Here is a 16012-nt window from a genome sequence, read left to right on the forward strand (position 1 = left end):
GGTCAGCCTTGAAAGAAGGAGGTGATTGCTGTGCAAGAAGAATTGAGTATCCTCATCCAAGCGCAATATCCGTTGATCTACCTCCTGACCTCTGAAGAAGAGCGGGCTGAGCAGGCGATCGCTACCATTGCCCAAAGTCAAGTCGGGTCTCAAGGGCGGTCTCCCCGCAAGCTCTACATCTGGACAGTGACCCACGGCATGGTCGAGTATGGCCATCCCCGCAACAACAGTCACCACAACACTGTCTCGCCGGAAGCCGCCATTCAATGGGTTGTTCACCAACGGGAACCGGGCATCTACGTCTTCAAGGATTTGCACCCCTTCATTGATTCGCCCCCTGTAACTCGTTCTTTACGGGACGCGATCGCCAGCTTCAAAAGCAGCCACAAAACCATTATTCTCATGTCCCCGGAAGCGGCGCAGCGGATTCCTGTCGAACTGGAAAAAGAAATCGTTGTCGTTGACTACCCTCTACCCAGTATCAACGAACTAGATGAGGTGCTCGAGGAGCAACTAGATCCCCGCAATCGCCGCCTCACCCCTGAGGTACGGGAAAAACTCGTCAAAGCCACCCTTGGCCTGACGCGGGATGAAGCTGAAAAAGTCTTTCGCAAAGCCAAAGTGACCGCAGGTCGCCTCACGGAAGCAGAGGTAGATATTATTCTCTCCGAGAAAAAGCAAATTATTCGTCGCAATGGCATCCTCGAGTATATGGAAGTGGATGAAACCATTGATTCGGTCGGCGGTCTAGAGGAACTGAAAGTCTGGTTACGCCAACGCGCCAACGCCTTCAGTGAAAAGGCGCGTGAATACGGCTTACCGCAACCGAAGGGGATGTTAATTTTGGGGGTTCCCGGCTGTGGGAAGTCCCTGATTGCCAAAACCACCTCCCGCCTTTGGGGCTTGCCGTTGCTGCGCCTTGATATGGGGCGCGTCTATGACGGTTCAATGGTGGGGCGATCGGAGGCCAATTTGCGCAATGCCCTAAAAACCGCTGAATCCATTTCCCCTGCCATTCTCTTTATTGATGAAATGGACAAGGCCTTTGCGGGCGGAGCAGGCTCCTCGGACTCCGATGGCGGTACCTCAAGCCGGATCTTTGGCTCCTTCCTGACTTGGATGCAGGAGAAAAAGTCTCCCGTCTTTGTCTTGGCGACAGCCAACCGCGTCGAACGGCTCCCCGGTGAATTTTTGCGCAAAGGTCGCTTTGATGAAATTTTCTTTGTGGATTTGCCCAATGCCGAGGAGCGCAAGGAAATCTTTCGCATTCACCTCACCAAGCGCCGTCGCGAGATTGATCGCTTTGACCTAGAGCAACTGGCCAATATCTGTGATGGCTTTTCAGGTGCCGAGATTGAGCAGGCCATCATTGCTGCCATGTACGAAGCCTTTGCTCAAGGGCGTGAGTTTACCCAGTTAGACATTATTGCCGCTAGCCGTGCCACTCAACCCCTTTCCAAGACGATGCAAGAGCAGGTCACGGCACTGCGTGATTGGGCACGCCAACGGGCGCGTCCGGCGGCTGCTTCAGTGGCTGAATACCAGCGACTGGAGTTCTGACAAGCTTCCTTCTGTCTGCCCTGCGCAGATGGGAGAAAGACCCGACCACAGGGGTTTGGTTCGCCATAAATTGTGGTTCATTCAGTCCAATGTTTCTGTCTCAATCTGGAGGAAATCCACATGTCTCACTTCAGCACCCTGCGTACGAAAATTACCGATGCTGAAATCTTGAAAGCGTCCCTGCGGGATCTGGGCATTACGGTGAAAACCAATGCCGATGTGCGTGGCTACAATGGCCAACGTGTTCGCTCTGACATCGTCGCTGTCCTCGATGGCGAGTATGATCTGGGCTGGTCTCGCAATGCTGATGGCACCTTTGATCTGATTGCTGACCTCTGGGGTGTGGCCAAAAAACACAACCAAACTGAGCTGATCAACTCGATCAACCAAAAATATGCCATCAACAAAACCTTGGCTGAGGTGAAGCGTCCTGGCCTTCAGAACGCCAACGTCAAGCTTGTGGTGCATAGCTAATCCTGTTGCCAATTGCTTTGTACTGTCTAGCGCGCGTTCCCAAGTAATCCGCTGGCTGACTCCCTAGGGGTCGGCCTCTTTTTTTATCTCAGGATTACGAATATGGTATTTTGGCGGTACAGGGAAGGATGGCTTATAGTTATTGAGTTCTGGCCAGCACATTCAAGAGCGTTTTTCTCCAGAGGCTAAGCTAGTCGTTGCCAGTGGAGATGTCTGTGAGGTGATTCGTCAGGTGCCGGATGAGGCTATGACGCTCATCTTTACGTCGCCGCCCTACAACCTCGGCAAGGCCTATGAAACGACGGTGGCGATCGAGGACTATCTCCAAAGCCAAAGTGAGGTAATTACCGAGCTATATCGAGTACTACGGCCAGAGGGAAGTTTGTGCTGGCAAGTGGGGAATTTTGTTCAAGGGGGAGAGGTGTATCCCTTGGATATTTTGTTTTATCCCCTGTTCAAGCGGTTGGGTTTGAAGCTGCGCAATCGCATCATCTGGAAATTTGGCCATGGTCTCCATGCCACAAAGCGCTTTTCTGGCCGCTATGAAACGATTCTCTGGTTCACGAAGTCCGATCACTACATCTTTAATTTGGATGCCGTGCGTATTCCAGCCAAATATCCGGGGAAACGCCATTTCAAAGGCCCCAATAAGGGCAAACCCTCGGGCAATCCCTTGGGCAAAAATCCATCCGATGTCTGGGAAATCCTTCTTCAGGATTGGCAAGAACTGGTGTGGGATATTCCCAATGTCAAGTTCAATCATCCTGAAAAAACATTGCATCCCTGCCAGTTTCCCATTGAGTTGGTGGAGCGGTGCGTTCTCGCCCTCAGTCATGAAGGGGATTGGGTCTTTGACCCCTATATGGGGGTGGGATCATCGCTTTTGGCTGCCCTAATGCACAATCGGCGGGCGATGGGCTGTGAAAAGGAACCCGCTTATGTCAACATTGCTCGCCAACGGATTCAGGCCTATGAAAATGGCACCCTGCCCTACCGTCCCCTCGGCAGACCGGTGTACGCCCCCACAGGACATGAGAAAATAGCCCAAGTTCCTGAAGAGTGGCAACAGTGAATTGGCGATCGCTCGATGAACTGGTACGCATTCAATCCAAGTGGGTGACCTTGATTGCCGAAAAGTGGCTGACGGACACAGGTGAAACCTTAGAATACTGGCGGGTAGAAAAGGCGGACTCGGTGATTGTCCTGCCGCTGCAAGGGAAGGATTTAATCTGCTTGCCGCCAACCTTTCGGGTGGGGGTTCAGCGAGCTACGGTGGATTTTCCCGGTGGCAGAGTAGGGTCGGATCAAGATCCGATCGCGATCGTGCCGCAAATTTTGACACGGGAATTGGGAATTACCGCTGATGTCATTCAAGGAATCACCCCGATCAGTGAGCAGCCTTGGCTGGTCAATAGTGCTTTCTCCAATCAAAGAGTGTGGGGCTTTGTTGCTGAACTCGCACCAAGGGCAACGGTACCTCAAGCCGGGGGCAGGTTTCGGCTCGGGAGTCCGGACATCTCACAGCTTCTTGCACAGTTGGAGTGCTTGCAATGTCGTGCTGTTTTGTTGCAATGGCTGTATCTCTCTTTATAGCTATTCCAATAGAGAATGAGGCATCATCCAGCATAATACTTGCGAATCACCTCATCAATCGAACTGTTTGACCCTGCATACATTCGCGCTCGCTTCAGCGCACTGAAGTCGTGCTCAATCACATTCAAATCAAGAGAGTATTTCGGTAAAAATAACACCTCGTGACCCGCCGCTTTCACCACTGCCTGAATCACCCCTTTCGGGTGAATCGGTGCATTATCCATGATATACACCACTGTTTCCTCGCCGTGACTCTCTACCCATGTGTCGAGCTGCTGTTGATACGCTTGCCGCTCTTCCTCACACCGTTCTTGGTAACGCATCTGTTTTTTTTCGGGTCATGCCCATCTGGTCGAGGGCGTAACTAATGGTGGAAACTTGGACGCCAAATCGCTGGGCACGGTCGATTAAACGGTCGTCGGGATGGGCAGCAACATCCGCTGCTAAGGCCGCCCAATCCAGCTTCCAAGGACAACGGGGGACAACCGTGGGCGCTAAGTCCTCTCGCTTCAGCCAGCGATGGATGGCGGCGCGGCTCACCTGAAAGATCTGAGTCGTTTCACTGATTTTGCCGCCTTGCTGGATATAGGAGACAACCCGCTCTCGTCAGTCCAAGCTATAGCTCATATTCTTGAGTAACATTCATGACGCTTTGAGTATAGCCTATCCCTCTTGAAAATATCTCACTCCCTTTCGAAATGGCTATACGTTGACATCTCCCCTATTGCCACACTTTTATTGTCCCCTAGGGCAAATTTTTGAGCTGTGAGCCTATCGGTCAATTATTGCTATAGAGGCTAAAGAGCGATCGAAAGTCGAAGAGACGAATCAACATTGGCCAAAAGGCATCTAGGCCATTGGGGGCTTTGGGTTTGTGCCACCATGTGAGGCCACCATAGAGCAGTTGTACGAGGTGCCGCTGTGCCTCATCACTGACCTCTAAAAATCGCAGGTAAATGCAGCACCGCTCCTCTTCAGTGCGGGTACGAACCACGGCTGCGGTGACGCTAAAGTCCTGTTCCAAAAAGGTCAGCGTGCCGACGGTATCTCTTTGGGCTTCGATAAAACGCCCTGCAGTCAGCAACAGGGCAGCACCAGTCTCCGACACATCGCGGGTATAGCCCCAGTAGGTTTGATCCTCCAGTTGGAAACGACATACGGTGCAAACGGGAAAGCGATCGCTCTGACGGCGGGTGGGCTGATCAATGGAGGACAGAACCGCAATCAAGGCAATAAAGGCGTTGTAGAGCGTCCAAGCCAGCATCACCTCTAAACCCGCCCGTTCATACTCCATTGGTGGCCAGATATGGAGCCAGTAACCCCCATAGCGGATAAAGACCCCCACCCCGACTGCAATCACAAACGCCGCCAGCGGCCATGTATAGCGCAAATTCAACCGCTTCCGATTGGAGAGGGTGCCCTTGTTAGTGACAATGCTGCCAATTTTACCGAAGGGATTGCGGAGGATTTTAATCAGTTGCACCATCCCCGGAAAGGCAAAGGTCACCTCATAGACTTCACCCCAGACGGAAAAATACCGCCCTTCTGTCGCCCAGCTAAAGGTGGCGATCGTCAGCAGTGTATAGGGCAGCGCATAAAAGAGATACTCACCAAACGTGGCCACCGTCAGGGAAATACCGGTCATCAGGCTCAAAAAAGGACCGACGAGAAAGCACGTGCGGATAAAGGGATTAATGTTGTGCAAGAGCAGCGAGAGGTGGCAACTGCGCTGAAACCACGACAGTTTTGACCAAATGGGGAGATCATCACCACAGAAATAGATTTGCATATTCCCCTGTAGCCAGCGCAGCCGTTGCTCCAGATGATCTTGGAAGTTGCGAGGAGACTCCCCCATGCTGAGGATTTCATTGAGGTAAACGAGGCGATAACCAGCGATCTGCATTTTGGTTCCCGTTTGGAAATCCTCGACTACACAGCGGGTATAGTATCCACCCACGGCTTCTAGGTCACGGCGGCGCACCACATAGGAGGTACCGCAGCAGATAATGGCGTTGCCAAAGTCCCGCCCCGGCTGAATAAAGCCAAAAAAGTACTCCATATCGCCGGGCATCATGAACTCAATGCCAAGGTTTTGGGAGTGGTAGTCAGGGTTAAAGAAGTGCTGGGGGGTCTGCACCATGGACACGTGATCATCTTGAAAGAAGCCCACGGTGCGGCTCAGGAAGTTCTGAAAGGGAATAAAGTCGGCATCAAAAACGGCAATCAGTTCACCAGTGGTGTATTTCAGGGCATGGTTGAGGTTACCTGCTTTGCGGTGCTCATTGGTGGGACGGGTGAGATAGTTGACCCCCAGATGCTCACAGAGATCCGCAATTTCCGATCGCCGACCATCGTCGAGGACATAGATGCTTTTATTTCTGTAGTTGATCGCCTGACAGGCCACAATCGTCCGCCGCAAAATATAGGGAGGCTCATTATAGGTGGGAATAAAAATATCCACACTGGGGCAGTATTCGCCGCTGAGAACTGCCTGCTGATAGTGATCGGCCTGGCGCGATCGCCAAGCAGTCGTCAGCCATGCCGTCTGATAGAAGTAAAGCAAATAGGTGAAAAAGTAGAGCACCTCAAGACCATAGAAGCCAATACTGGCAGTAAAGCTCAACCAGTGGGCATCATTGAGCGTCACCCAGCCCCGCCACACCAGATAGCGGCAGCCAAAGAGAATAACAATGAAGCGAATAATCAAGCGTGTGACATTGTTGCTGGGAATAAAATTGAGGGCAACTGCCACCACTGCCGCAAGGACAATGGGCCACCACACGCTTAAATCATCGGTGGGCATCTGCAGGAGGTCGGGCAGAGGCCGCAACTGATCGGGATTCACTAAATCAATGGGAAAGAGCGTCGGTCGCCACACCGTCGCCAACAGCACACCAAAGAGGAATAGGATGCTGAAAACAAAAAGACCCCAGACCCACGGTGAAACCAGTTGCGGGGGGGAAGTGGGCTTGGGTGGCTCATGGGTCATAGGGAGACCCCCTAAAAAGAGGAAATTTAGGCCATCGTTGGCATTTGCAGACGGGCAAAAATCATGCGGCCTGCCGAGGTTTGCAGGGCACTGGTCACAACCACCGACAACTGATCGCCAATGTGATCCACCCCCTCTTCGACAACCACCATCGTGCCATCCTCAAGGTAGCCCACCCCTTGCGCTGGTTCTTTCCCTTCCTTGAGAATCTTCAACTCCAGCGTATCGCCGGGGAGGTAGATGGGGCGCAGGGCTTGCGCTAACTCGTTGACGTTAAAGACATCCACTTTTTGGAAGCGGGCAACTTTGTTGAGATTCAAATCATTGGTGACAAGAGTGCCGTTGATTTCTTGGCAGAGGCGCACCAGCTTGGCATCCACCGTTGTTAATTCTGGATAGTCTGCGGAGTGAATGACAATGCGATCGCCCAAACTGGCTTGGAGGCGATTGAGAACGTCGAGACCTCGCCGACCACGAATCCGTTTTTGTTCATTCCCCGCATCGGCAATCAGTTGCAACTCTTGCAGTACAAACTGGGGCACAATGATTTGCCCTTCGAGTACCCCAAGATTCAACAGCGCCTCAATGCGGCCATCAATAATGCAACTGGTGTCCAGTACCTTTGCTCGGGCAGGTTTGAGCATCCCCTCAGCCAAGAGACTGCTAGCAACGGCATTGGGGTTAATTAACCGCAGCAGGGCAGGCCCGTGACTATCGGCCAAAGTGGTTCCCGAATAGGCAAAGACAATGCTAGTGAGAACAGCAATCAGGGGTTTAATAAAGGAAAAATCCTTGGGAATGGGCAACAGGAAAATCGGTGCCAGCATCAAGTTGGCCAAGAGCAACCCCACCACTAGACCCACGGCTCGCGACAAGAGCGTTTCTGGGGGCAATTGACGGATACTGCGCTCAAGACGATGGTAAAGGGACTGCAACAATAAACCAAGGGCAATGCCAACAATGGCGCCAAAGCCAGCCATGACCCACTGCAATCCCCGCACATTGGCCACTTGAGCAAGAACCGTTTCTGGGAGGAGGTCAATGCTGTTGAAGCCAACGGCAATTCCCATCACGACGATAATGAGGAGTAAGATGGTATCGAGCATTGGTTCGCTCCTGTCGCGCTGGACATCTCCATAGGCCATTACTTTAGGATTATACTTTTTTCTCTTTTGCTGCGGTGTTGGGCTGTTGCATATCGAGATGACGACTAATGCGGGTACCGGCTCGGATGCCCTCAGCTTCGGCTTGAGGCCCCAGAATGGCCCGTGCCACCATGCCACCGAGGGTCGCCCATAGCGTTTCCTTAGTAAAGGCTTGACTGGTTTTCACCCACCACTCTAGGAAAAGATGCAGGGATGGGGGAGGAGGTTCCTCAGGGGATGGCGCCGCCAACTGTCGCCCGAGATCTTCCCCTAGTTGCGCACCAACCATATTGCCCACTACGCGCCCGACGGTTTCGCCCACAGGCCCCAAGACCACTTGCCCCGCCAAGCCGCCAGCAATTTCACCGGCGGTACCCCCAATTTTGTCACCCGTGCGAATCTCCAAGACTTTCGCGACCCGTTCCGGCGTTTCCTCAAGGGCAGTAAATTGCAGTTGGGTGATTTGCTCCGTGGCTTCCATCCCTAATCGCGCACCAATCACACCGCCAACAAAGGTGCCCACTTGCACCCCCATGACCGCACCCGCAGGCCCCATAAACAGGCCACCCGCCGTTCCCCCCACCATGCCACCGAGAATATCACCTACATAGCCGCCCATGAGAAATCCGCCCATGGAGGTGAGTTTGTTGCCCACCTCTTCGGGTTCGAGATCAAAGGCGCGGGTGAGGTTTTGCAAGCCCTTATTGCCTTGGCCAATGATCTGGACATCCCCCCAAAATTGAATGGCCGCCAACAGTTGTAGGGGCGTGATTTGCTCGAGGTGATACTCAATGGTAATTGAGGCGGCAAGGGGGTTAACGTGAACAGATTTGATCCCTTGGCGGGTTTTCAGATAGGCACTCAGGGAATCGCGAAAGGCAGCATCCGTTTTCAGTTCTTGAATCCGCAATCGCAGGCGATCGCCCGTGAGGTGCATGACTTCGGCAATCGGCGCAGTTTCGGCAGTGGCCATGGGAAACCCACCCAATAGGCTCTAGTTGCCGTTGTAGCACGCGCACCAAAGCAAGGAGGAAGATCTGTCAAAATGTTAAGGGAATCACACACAGAGTGAATGACCATGACAGCCACGGTAAAGGTCGAACATCTCAAGAAGTCCTACGGTGCCATTACAGCGGTGGCCGATGTCTCCTTTAGCGCCCATCAAGGGGAAATTTTTGGGGTGCTGGGGCCAAATGGCTCAGGGAAAACGACAACACTGCGCTGTCTGTGTACCCTCTCGCGACCGGATGCTGGGGTATTGGAAGTCTGTGGTCTTTCGGTTCTCCACCAACCTCATTTAGTGCGCCAAAAATTAGGCTATGTGGCTCAGGAGGTGGCGCTTGATAAAATCCTCACGGGTCAGGAATTTCTAGAATTACAGGCGGCGCTGTACCACATTCCCCGTGCCCTGATTCCAGAGCGCATTGAAGCAGTGCTGGCACGGTTGGATTTATTGGAATGGCGCGATCGCCAGTGTGGTACCTACTCGGGTGGCATTCGCAAACGCTTTGATCTCGCGGCAGGACTACTGCATCAACCCCAAGTGCTTGTCTTAGATGAACCCACCGTAGGCCTCGACATTGAAAGTCGCCAAGTGATTTGGGATGTGCTGCGGGATCTCAAGGCTCAGGGACTGACCATTATCTTGACCAGCCACTACCTTGAGGAAGTGGATCTCCTTAGCGATCGCTTGGCGATTCTCGATCAGGGGCGGGTGATTGCCAGTGGCTCTCCCGAGGAACTCAAGGCCAATATTGGGGGCGATCGCGTCACGTTGCGGGTACGAGAATTTACACCGCGTCAAGAGGCACAAATGGCCCAGGCCCTTCTCAGTCAATTGGACTGCGTGAAATCGGCGCTGATTAATGCCAACCAAGGCAACTCCTTGAATCTGGTGGTCACAGATGCGGCTGTGGCGATCGCAGCCATTAGAAGGGCGCTAGAGGAAGCAGGACTTCCCCTCTTTAGCTTGGCGCAGTCACGACCCAGTTTAGATGATGTCTATTTGGCCGCCACGGGTCAAACCCTCTTGGATGCCGACTTGGCAGCAGCGGCGCAGCGGGACAGCAAACAGTTGAAAAAAGAGGCCATGCAACGCTAATGGGGCAGCCAATTCTTTGGGTTCATGGAGACTGCCTCGACCCCACGGCGCCCATCTTTGACCGCTATCCCAAGGCGCCGGCCATTTTTGTTTGGGATGTAGCGCTCCTCAAGGAGTGGCAAATTCGCCTAAAGCGGCTGGTCTTTCTCTATGAGTGCCTGCTGGATCTCCCCGTGGAAATGTACCGGGGTGAGGTCGCTCCCTTGGTGAATGCCTTTGTTGAGGTGCACGGCGGCGATCGCGTGGTGACAATGGCCAGTCCTAGCCCTCGCTTTCGCGCCATTTGTCAGCAATTGGCCTATCCAGTGGAGATCCTAGAGCCAGAACCCTTTGTCACGTTACCTGCCAATGCTGATTTGAAGCGATTCTTTCGTTATTGGAAGTTGGCGAAACCCCGCTTGGGACTATAAAAGATGCTGGCGATCGCCCGATCCCTTGAGAAGATGCCTTGGCAGCCGCGATTCTCCCTGTTGGATCGCTATATTCTGCGGGAGATGATTCGCCCCTTTGTCTTTGGTTTTGGCATTTTTACGGCGATCGCTGCCGTTATTGGTACGGTGTTCTACCTCATTCGCAATATGGTGGAGCACAACCTTGGCATCCTCAGTGCCCTTCAAGTCTTTTTTCTGCGTTTGCCCACCTTTGCGGTGCTGGGCATTCCCATGGCGATGCTCTTTGGTTCGCTCCTTGCCTATAGTCAACTGTCCCGCCGCAGTGAACTGATTGCTTGCAAAAGCTGTGGGGTGAGTCCGCTGCGTTTAGTGCGACCGGCGCTCCTAGCGGGGTTCTGTGCCTTGCTCTTCACCTTTGCCCTCAATGAACTGGTGGCTCCCCCCATGGCCTACCGCGCCATCAAGACCTTGGAAGTGGCGATTCAACGCCCCCAACCTACCTTTCAAACCCGCAATATCTTCTACCGTCGTTTTGCTGGGGGGCAGCTTCAGCAACTCTTTTTTGCCCATCGTTTTGATGGCGAGGTCATGGGTCAAGTGACGGTGTTGAACTTTGAGCAGGGGCAATTGCGAGAAATTATTACGGCGCAGGAAGCCCAGTGGCAGGGTTCGGCGTGGCTGTTTCGGCAGGGCACCTACCACCACCTGACCCGCGATCGCGACTATGATGTGGCCGAGACCTTCTCAGAACGAACATTTGCCTACCCCCGCACCCCCCTTGATTTAGCGATGGAAACGCGAGCACCAGAGTTTATGACCAGCCGCGAAATCTATCAGTACTTGCAAGTTTTGGCGGAAAGTGGCGATGCCAAACGTCTGCGGCAGTGGCGGGTGCAGTTGCAGGAAAAGCTCTCTCTCCCCTTTTTGTGTCTCAGTTTTGCTGTTGTCGGCGCTGTTTTGGGGATCAGTTCTCCCCGCCAAGGACAGGGGCGGGCCTTTGGGCTCAGTGTGGCAATTATTTTTGGCTATTATGTCAGTGCCTTTATCTTCACGGCCTTTGGTGAGGGGGGAGCCATTTCACCCCTTGTGGCCAGTTGGCTGCCAAAGGGGATAGTCAGCGCGATCGCCCTCGGCATGCTCTACCATGCCAATCGTCATTAGTAGGGAATCTGCCAATAGCGACAGGCCGCATGGGCAAGGGTCATCACACCCACGGGGATAGCCTGTTCATCGACATCAAACTCCGGGTGATGCAGGGGATAGTTGGGGCGATCGCGAAACCCTACCCCAAGGCGAAACATCGCACCGGGGGCATGCTCTAGGTAAAGGGCAAAATCCTCTGCCCCCAGGGACGGTTCCGGCAAAATATGCACATGGGGGGCACCCACCACATCAGTCGCCGCCTCCGCCAGCAGTTGCGATAGGTAGGGCGTATTTTCCACCCCCGGTACGCCCCGCCGATAGTGGAGTTTGTAACGGGCACCGTAGGCATGGCAGACATTGGCCACAATTTGCTCAATCCAGGTCGGGAGGGTGGCACGGGTTTCCGGATGGAGCGATCGCACCGTTCCCTGAAGGGTGACCTGATCGGCAATGACATTGGCAGCCCGTCCCCCTTGAATTTTGCCAAAGGTAACCACCACGGGTCGCAGGGGATTCTGCGTGCGGCTAATGGCCTGTTGCAAAGCACTGATCACTTGAGCGGCAATCCAAATCGCATCTACCGCTTCATGGGGGCGGGCACCGTGGCCCGATTCTCCCAAAATCGTTAACTCAATGTCATCGGCAGCCGCCGTCAACGCACCGTAGCGCACCGCCACTTCCCCCGCTGGAATGGTGGGAAACACATGGAGCGACAAAATGGCACTCACCTCTTTCATAGCGCCATCGGCAATCATCCAACTCGCCCCTTGGGCAATTTCTTCCGCAGGCTGAAAAATAAACCGCACCCGGCCGGGGAACTCCTCCTTGAGGGCTGCTAACACCATTGCCGTGCCCAGACCCACCGTGGTGTGGACATCGTGACCGCAGGCGTGCATCACCCCGCTATGTTTTGAGCTAAACTCGAGTCCAGTGCGCTCTTGAATCGGCAGGGCATCCATATCGGTGCGAATGGCCAAGAGCCGCTGTTCTTTGGGATTCCCCGCCAGTTCCGCAATCACCCCCACTTTCCCCACATCCTGCTGTACCGTTAAGCCGGCGGAGGAAAGTACCCCCGCCACATAGGCAGCGGTTTGATGTTCTTGGCCACTCAATTCGGGGTAGCGGTGCAGATGGCGACGAATTTCAATGAGACGGGGGGTGAGGGTTTGGGTAATCTGGCGAATCCGAGCAAGCATAGCGCAGCCGTGGCGATATTTTTGTATCCTATCGAATCTCAGGAATTCAGGTGAACCACTCCTGATAGGGGTGCTCCGCTAAGTAGGCATTGGTATAGCGGGGGTCGTCGGTCACTTCTAGGCCAATCCACGGGGGTAGAGTCAGGGGATAGTCAGGCTGGGGCAATTCAATTTCTGCCAAAATCAGGCCAGTACAGGCGCCAGCAAATTCATCCACTTCCCAACACAGATCACCCGCTGGAATACGATAGCGGTTTTTCTGGATGATGGGTTGTAGGCACAATTCCGCGAGGAGTTCCCTTGCATCAGCAACGGGGATAGCATACTCATACTCACGGCGTTGGCCACCGCTGGCTTTGCCCTTGATTGTGATCCATGCTTGCTCACCCGCAAGACGCACCCGCACCGTGCGCTCAGGAACTGTGGACAGGTAGCCTTGGGCAAATTGGGACACACTTGTGACCAGCGATCGCCATTCTTCGCCTGTGACAAGGAACTTGCGCTCAATTTCGATGCCCATTGCCTAGACCGCTGTGGTAAATGAACCGTGGAGACCATAGGGAATGTGGTGTTTCAAGCGCAATCGTGCCACTGGCCCGGCGCTAATGGCTGCCGCATCAAAGATGAGTAACTGCGATTTGTGGCAACTGGCATCATACACCACCTGCAAGAGCCAGCCATCCTCTTCCCCTTGGGCACCCTGCCAGAGAAAGTCACCCTTTTGCAGACCCCGCGGGACAAAAATGGGTTCACTGGCAAAGCCACGCGGTGCCGCCGACCAAAATTGTTCCTCCCCCGTCTGGCGATTGCACCGCCACAGTGCCTGGAGAGGCGCATTGGTTTTCGGATCATGCCCTGCCGCCAAATACGTGTAGCGATAGGGTTGCCCCACCTTGGCCGGATGCACTACGGGAAATTCACAGGGGCGATCGCTCACCACTTGCCAATCCACAGCCTTGGTTTTGGGGTTCAATTGAATCCGCCACAGCAGGCTTGAGGGCAGCGCTGCAAAATTCACCTCCCGAAAATCCATGCCCGGTTCGAGATTGGGAAAGTGGCTGTAGGCAATGGACTCCACATGAATTTCATCCCCAGCTTCGTAGGCATTGGCATGGTGAAAGACAAAACAGGCGGGCATCGTCAACATCTGGGGAGTCCCACCCCGACGAGGCAGCAGCCAAACCCGTGTCGGTTCCTGCGCATTGAATTGAATGCACTGGGCAGCGCCCCGCAGTCCCAGCAGATAGGGCAGTGGATTTAACTGCACTGGATTTTGAAAGACAATGGCGTAGTTGGGGGTCAGGGCAAAGTCATGGATAAAGGCAAAGCCCGGAATTTCAAAGACAGGTTGGGAGACACATTGACCACTGGCATCAAACTCATAGAGGGTAATACGAGTCCGCAGGCCGGGCTTGACACCAAAATTCACGAGCCGCTGCGTCTGAGGATCAAAGCGGGGATGCGCTGCAAAGGCATCCCTCTCCTTGAGGAGACCCCCTAGGTTGTCGAGGCCAATGGTTTCTAGGGTCACAGGGTCAAGGCAGTAGGGCAGACCGGCTTCCCAGAGCGCCAGTAATTTGCCCCCCCAATAGATCACATGGGTATTGGCAATGTTTTTGACCCGAATATCGAGGAAATTGGCCAGCCAGCCCCCCGGTTTTTGGGTGCCAAAGACACCGCGATAGAGAAGGCGATTGGCCTTTTCCTCCTCTAAGAACCCAGCGGTACGCACGTAGCGATTGCGAAAATGCACCCGTCCCTTCTCAAAGCGAAAAGCACAGATCATGCCGTCGCCATCAAAGGGATGGGCTAAGGGCACTCCCCCGCGCTCCAACCGTCCAGGGCCATTGCGGTAGAGCGTTCCCACCAAATCCGTGGGCACCGTACCTTCGACATCCTCAATCCAATAGTCATATTCTTGGGTGAGAGATTCGGTCCCCCCCCGCCAATCCGCCATCGTGTAGGGGCGATCTAAAACTCCAGTCATGGGACACTTGGCTCCAACTCAACAGTGACAGAGGATTGAGAGGCGGGCGCCGGCACCTGCTGCGGCAACCAGTTCAACAGGGGTAGGGGCAATAGCGTACTCAGGTTGGTAATGAGCACCAGCAACCAGAGGCGATCGAAGTTATGCTCGGTAATCCCCAGCCAGTGGGTCAGCAGTGCCCCCAACTCATGGGAGACCAGATTGGCAAGGTTGCTAATGGACATCAGCAGCGCAAAGAGGGTGGCCTCAATCCCCGGCGGACACAGCCGTGCCGCCAACACGAGTACCGGCATAAAGGCAATCTGCCCCATAACTGCCAAAATGAGGCTATCCCCCAAGCTAAACCACTGGTCACTAATGCCCCATTGGCGATTGAGGTGGGTGACCAAAATCAAGCTAGAGAGTCCCAAAAGGGCTGAGAGAATCGTGCTCCAGAAAAAAATGGTACGAATGGGCAGCGTTTTCAAGTAGCGCTGGAAAATCCACACCCCCAAGAGGGAGGCGATGCTAGTGACAAGGCGCACCCGTCCCAAAAACTCCGCCTCAAAGCCCAATTCATTCGTTGTGAAGAAAAAGAAGGCTGATTCCGAGCCGGGGGTGGCTTGCCAGAGGAAGAGAAACGCCACCGGCAACCAAATCCGTTTTTGCATCATGGCTTGGCGCACACGGTTGATGTGCTCCCAAGTCTGACGCAGTTGAGGCCGAGCCGTAACCCGTGCTTCGGCGATCGCCCACGCAACCCCCGACATCAAGAGCGGAAACGCCGCTGTAATTTGAAACACTGTACGCGGACTAAACCACTGCAACAGTTGGCCACTAAAGTAAGCGGTGAGGATACCCCCCACGGCAGTCGCTGCCCAGCTTAGGGATTGCAGCGTTCCCATTTCAGTCGCCGATTCTTGGCGTGCCCGTTCAACCACCAGTGAATCGACAATCACATCACTGAGGGCGATGGCGATCGAGGTTGCGAGAATCGCTGCCGTTGCCTGCCAAGGGGTAGCCACCCACGTCCCCAAGCTCAACCACGCCCCACAGCCCAGCAAGCCCGACAGGACAAGATAGGAACGGCGACGAAATCCCAAAAGCGGCACACTATCAGAAATGAGGCCAAATACCGGCTTAATGACCCAAGGCAGCGCAGCCACACCCATCAATGCCGCCACTTCCGCCGGCGACAGACCCAACTCATCCTTAAAGAAAAAGCTAATGGCCAGCCGTGCTAAGCCCAACACCCCTTGGACAAAATACACCAGCAAAATGGCTAAGAGTTCGCCACTGGGTTCTTGCCCAAAAAGGAGCGTCTCCTTGAGCCACTGAAACCAGCGTTGAGGTTGCGAAGGTTGAACTAACATTACTAAATGTTAAGCAATAGCATTGCCTCCATCATATCCAGACACGCTGAAAATTGCTAACACGGGTACTCTTCACTGGC

The 16012-nt window shown here is 54.1% G+C and carries 16 protein-coding genes; 7 read left to right on the forward strand and 9 right to left on the reverse strand.

The window, feature by feature from the left end; translation table 11 throughout:
• The first annotated feature begins 30 nt into the window (after positions 1 to 30).
• The 4 genes from RHP47_RS06075 to RHP47_RS06090 all read left to right on the forward strand — a co-directional run bounded on the left by RHP47_RS06075 (position 31) and on the right by RHP47_RS06090 (position 3627).
• Entirely contained in the window at positions 31 to 1560 is a 1530-nt protein-coding gene (locus tag RHP47_RS06075) for an AAA family ATPase (protein WP_190278319.1), read from the forward strand.
• A 120-nt stretch (positions 1561 to 1680) separates the two neighbouring features.
• A complete protein-coding gene (locus RHP47_RS06080) occupies positions 1681 to 2034 on the forward strand; it encodes a DUF1257 domain-containing protein (protein WP_149819118.1) in 354 nt (117 codons plus the stop codon).
• Between the two features lie 247 nt (positions 2035 to 2281).
• Positions 2282 to 3106: a DNA-methyltransferase gene (locus RHP47_RS06085; protein ID WP_399381615.1), complete on the forward strand. Its 825-nt coding sequence runs from the start codon at positions 2282 to 2284 to the stop codon at positions 3104 to 3106.
• Positions 3094 to 3627 (forward strand): NUDIX hydrolase, encoded by a 534-nt coding sequence (locus RHP47_RS06090; protein ID WP_149819120.1) that lies wholly within the window; start codon positions 3094 to 3096, stop codon positions 3625 to 3627. The genes RHP47_RS06085 and RHP47_RS06090 overlap by 13 nt, the downstream gene beginning before the upstream one ends.
• A gap of 23 nt (positions 3628 to 3650) precedes the next feature.
• Here RHP47_RS06090 and RHP47_RS13095 read toward each other — a convergent pair whose 3' ends face one another.
• The 5 genes from RHP47_RS13095 to RHP47_RS06110 all read right to left on the reverse strand — a co-directional run bounded on the left by RHP47_RS13095 (position 3651) and on the right by RHP47_RS06110 (position 8734).
• On the reverse strand, positions 3651 to 3950 hold the full coding sequence (locus RHP47_RS13095) for a transposase (RefSeq protein ID WP_399363083.1): 300 nt from the start codon (positions 3948 to 3950) through the stop codon (positions 3651 to 3653).
• The gene (locus tag RHP47_RS13100) at positions 3928 to 4212 is read right to left on the reverse strand and encodes an IS630 transposase-related protein (RefSeq protein ID WP_399363204.1); all 285 of its coding nucleotides are present in this window, start codon (positions 4210 to 4212) and stop codon (positions 3928 to 3930) included. The genes RHP47_RS13095 and RHP47_RS13100 overlap by 23 nt, the downstream gene beginning before the upstream one ends.
• A 193-nt stretch (positions 4213 to 4405) precedes the next feature.
• Complete coding sequence (locus RHP47_RS06100; protein ID WP_310841316.1) at positions 4406 to 6616, reverse strand: glycosyltransferase; 2211 nt, start codon at positions 6614 to 6616, stop codon at positions 4406 to 4408.
• A 26-nt stretch (positions 6617 to 6642) separates the two neighbouring features.
• Positions 6643 to 7722: a PIN/TRAM domain-containing protein gene (locus RHP47_RS06105; RefSeq protein ID WP_149819124.1), complete on the reverse strand. Its 1080-nt coding sequence runs from the start codon at positions 7720 to 7722 to the stop codon at positions 6643 to 6645.
• Between the two features lie 49 nt (positions 7723 to 7771).
• Positions 7772 to 8734: an HMA2 domain-containing protein gene (locus tag RHP47_RS06110; protein ID WP_149819126.1), complete on the reverse strand. Its 963-nt coding sequence runs from the start codon at positions 8732 to 8734 to the stop codon at positions 7772 to 7774.
• Between the two features lie 105 nt (positions 8735 to 8839).
• On the opposite strand from RHP47_RS06110, the gene RHP47_RS06115 reads away from it, so the two are divergent.
• From RHP47_RS06115 to RHP47_RS06125, 3 genes are read left to right on the forward strand one after another with little or no spacing between them, the layout of a single operon-like run.
• Positions 8840 to 9862: an ABC transporter ATP-binding protein gene (locus RHP47_RS06115; protein WP_190278320.1), complete on the forward strand. Its 1023-nt coding sequence runs from the start codon at positions 8840 to 8842 to the stop codon at positions 9860 to 9862.
• Positions 9862 to 10272: a hypothetical protein gene (locus tag RHP47_RS06120; RefSeq protein ID WP_286627067.1), complete on the forward strand. Its 411-nt coding sequence runs from the start codon at positions 9862 to 9864 to the stop codon at positions 10270 to 10272. The genes RHP47_RS06115 and RHP47_RS06120 overlap by 1 nt, the downstream gene beginning before the upstream one ends.
• 3 nt (positions 10273 to 10275) lie before the next feature.
• Entirely contained in the window at positions 10276 to 11415 is a 1140-nt protein-coding gene (locus RHP47_RS06125) for an LptF/LptG family permease (RefSeq protein WP_149819130.1), read from the forward strand.
• Here the strand turns inward: RHP47_RS06125 and RHP47_RS06130 are convergent.
• The 4 genes from RHP47_RS06130 to RHP47_RS06145 are packed head-to-tail and all read right to left on the reverse strand — an operon-like array spanning position 11412 to position 15932.
• Positions 11412 to 12593, reverse strand: a complete 1182-nt coding sequence (locus tag RHP47_RS06130) for a M20 family metallopeptidase (protein ID WP_286627068.1) — start codon at positions 12591 to 12593, stop codon at positions 11412 to 11414. The two genes, RHP47_RS06125 and RHP47_RS06130, sit on opposite strands and share 4 nt — an antisense overlap.
• A gap of 46 nt (positions 12594 to 12639) precedes the next feature.
• Entirely contained in the window at positions 12640 to 13113 is a 474-nt protein-coding gene (locus RHP47_RS06135; RefSeq protein WP_310841317.1) for a CYTH domain-containing protein, read from the reverse strand.
• A 3-nt stretch (positions 13114 to 13116) separates the two neighbouring features.
• Positions 13117 to 14580, reverse strand: coding sequence for a carotenoid oxygenase family protein (locus RHP47_RS06140; protein WP_310841319.1), 1464 nt, complete (start codon positions 14578 to 14580; stop codon positions 13117 to 13119).
• Complete coding sequence (locus RHP47_RS06145; RefSeq protein WP_149819136.1) at positions 14577 to 15932, reverse strand: folate/biopterin family MFS transporter; 1356 nt, start codon at positions 15930 to 15932, stop codon at positions 14577 to 14579. Before RHP47_RS06145 ends, RHP47_RS06140 begins: the two co-directional genes overlap by 4 nt.
• Between the last annotated feature and the right edge of the window lie 80 nt (positions 15933 to 16012).

Source organism: Thermosynechococcus sp. QKsg1 (assembly GCF_031586415.1).
In the GTDB taxonomy this organism is placed as follows: domain Bacteria; phylum Cyanobacteriota; class Cyanobacteriia; order Thermosynechococcales; family Thermosynechococcaceae; genus Thermosynechococcus.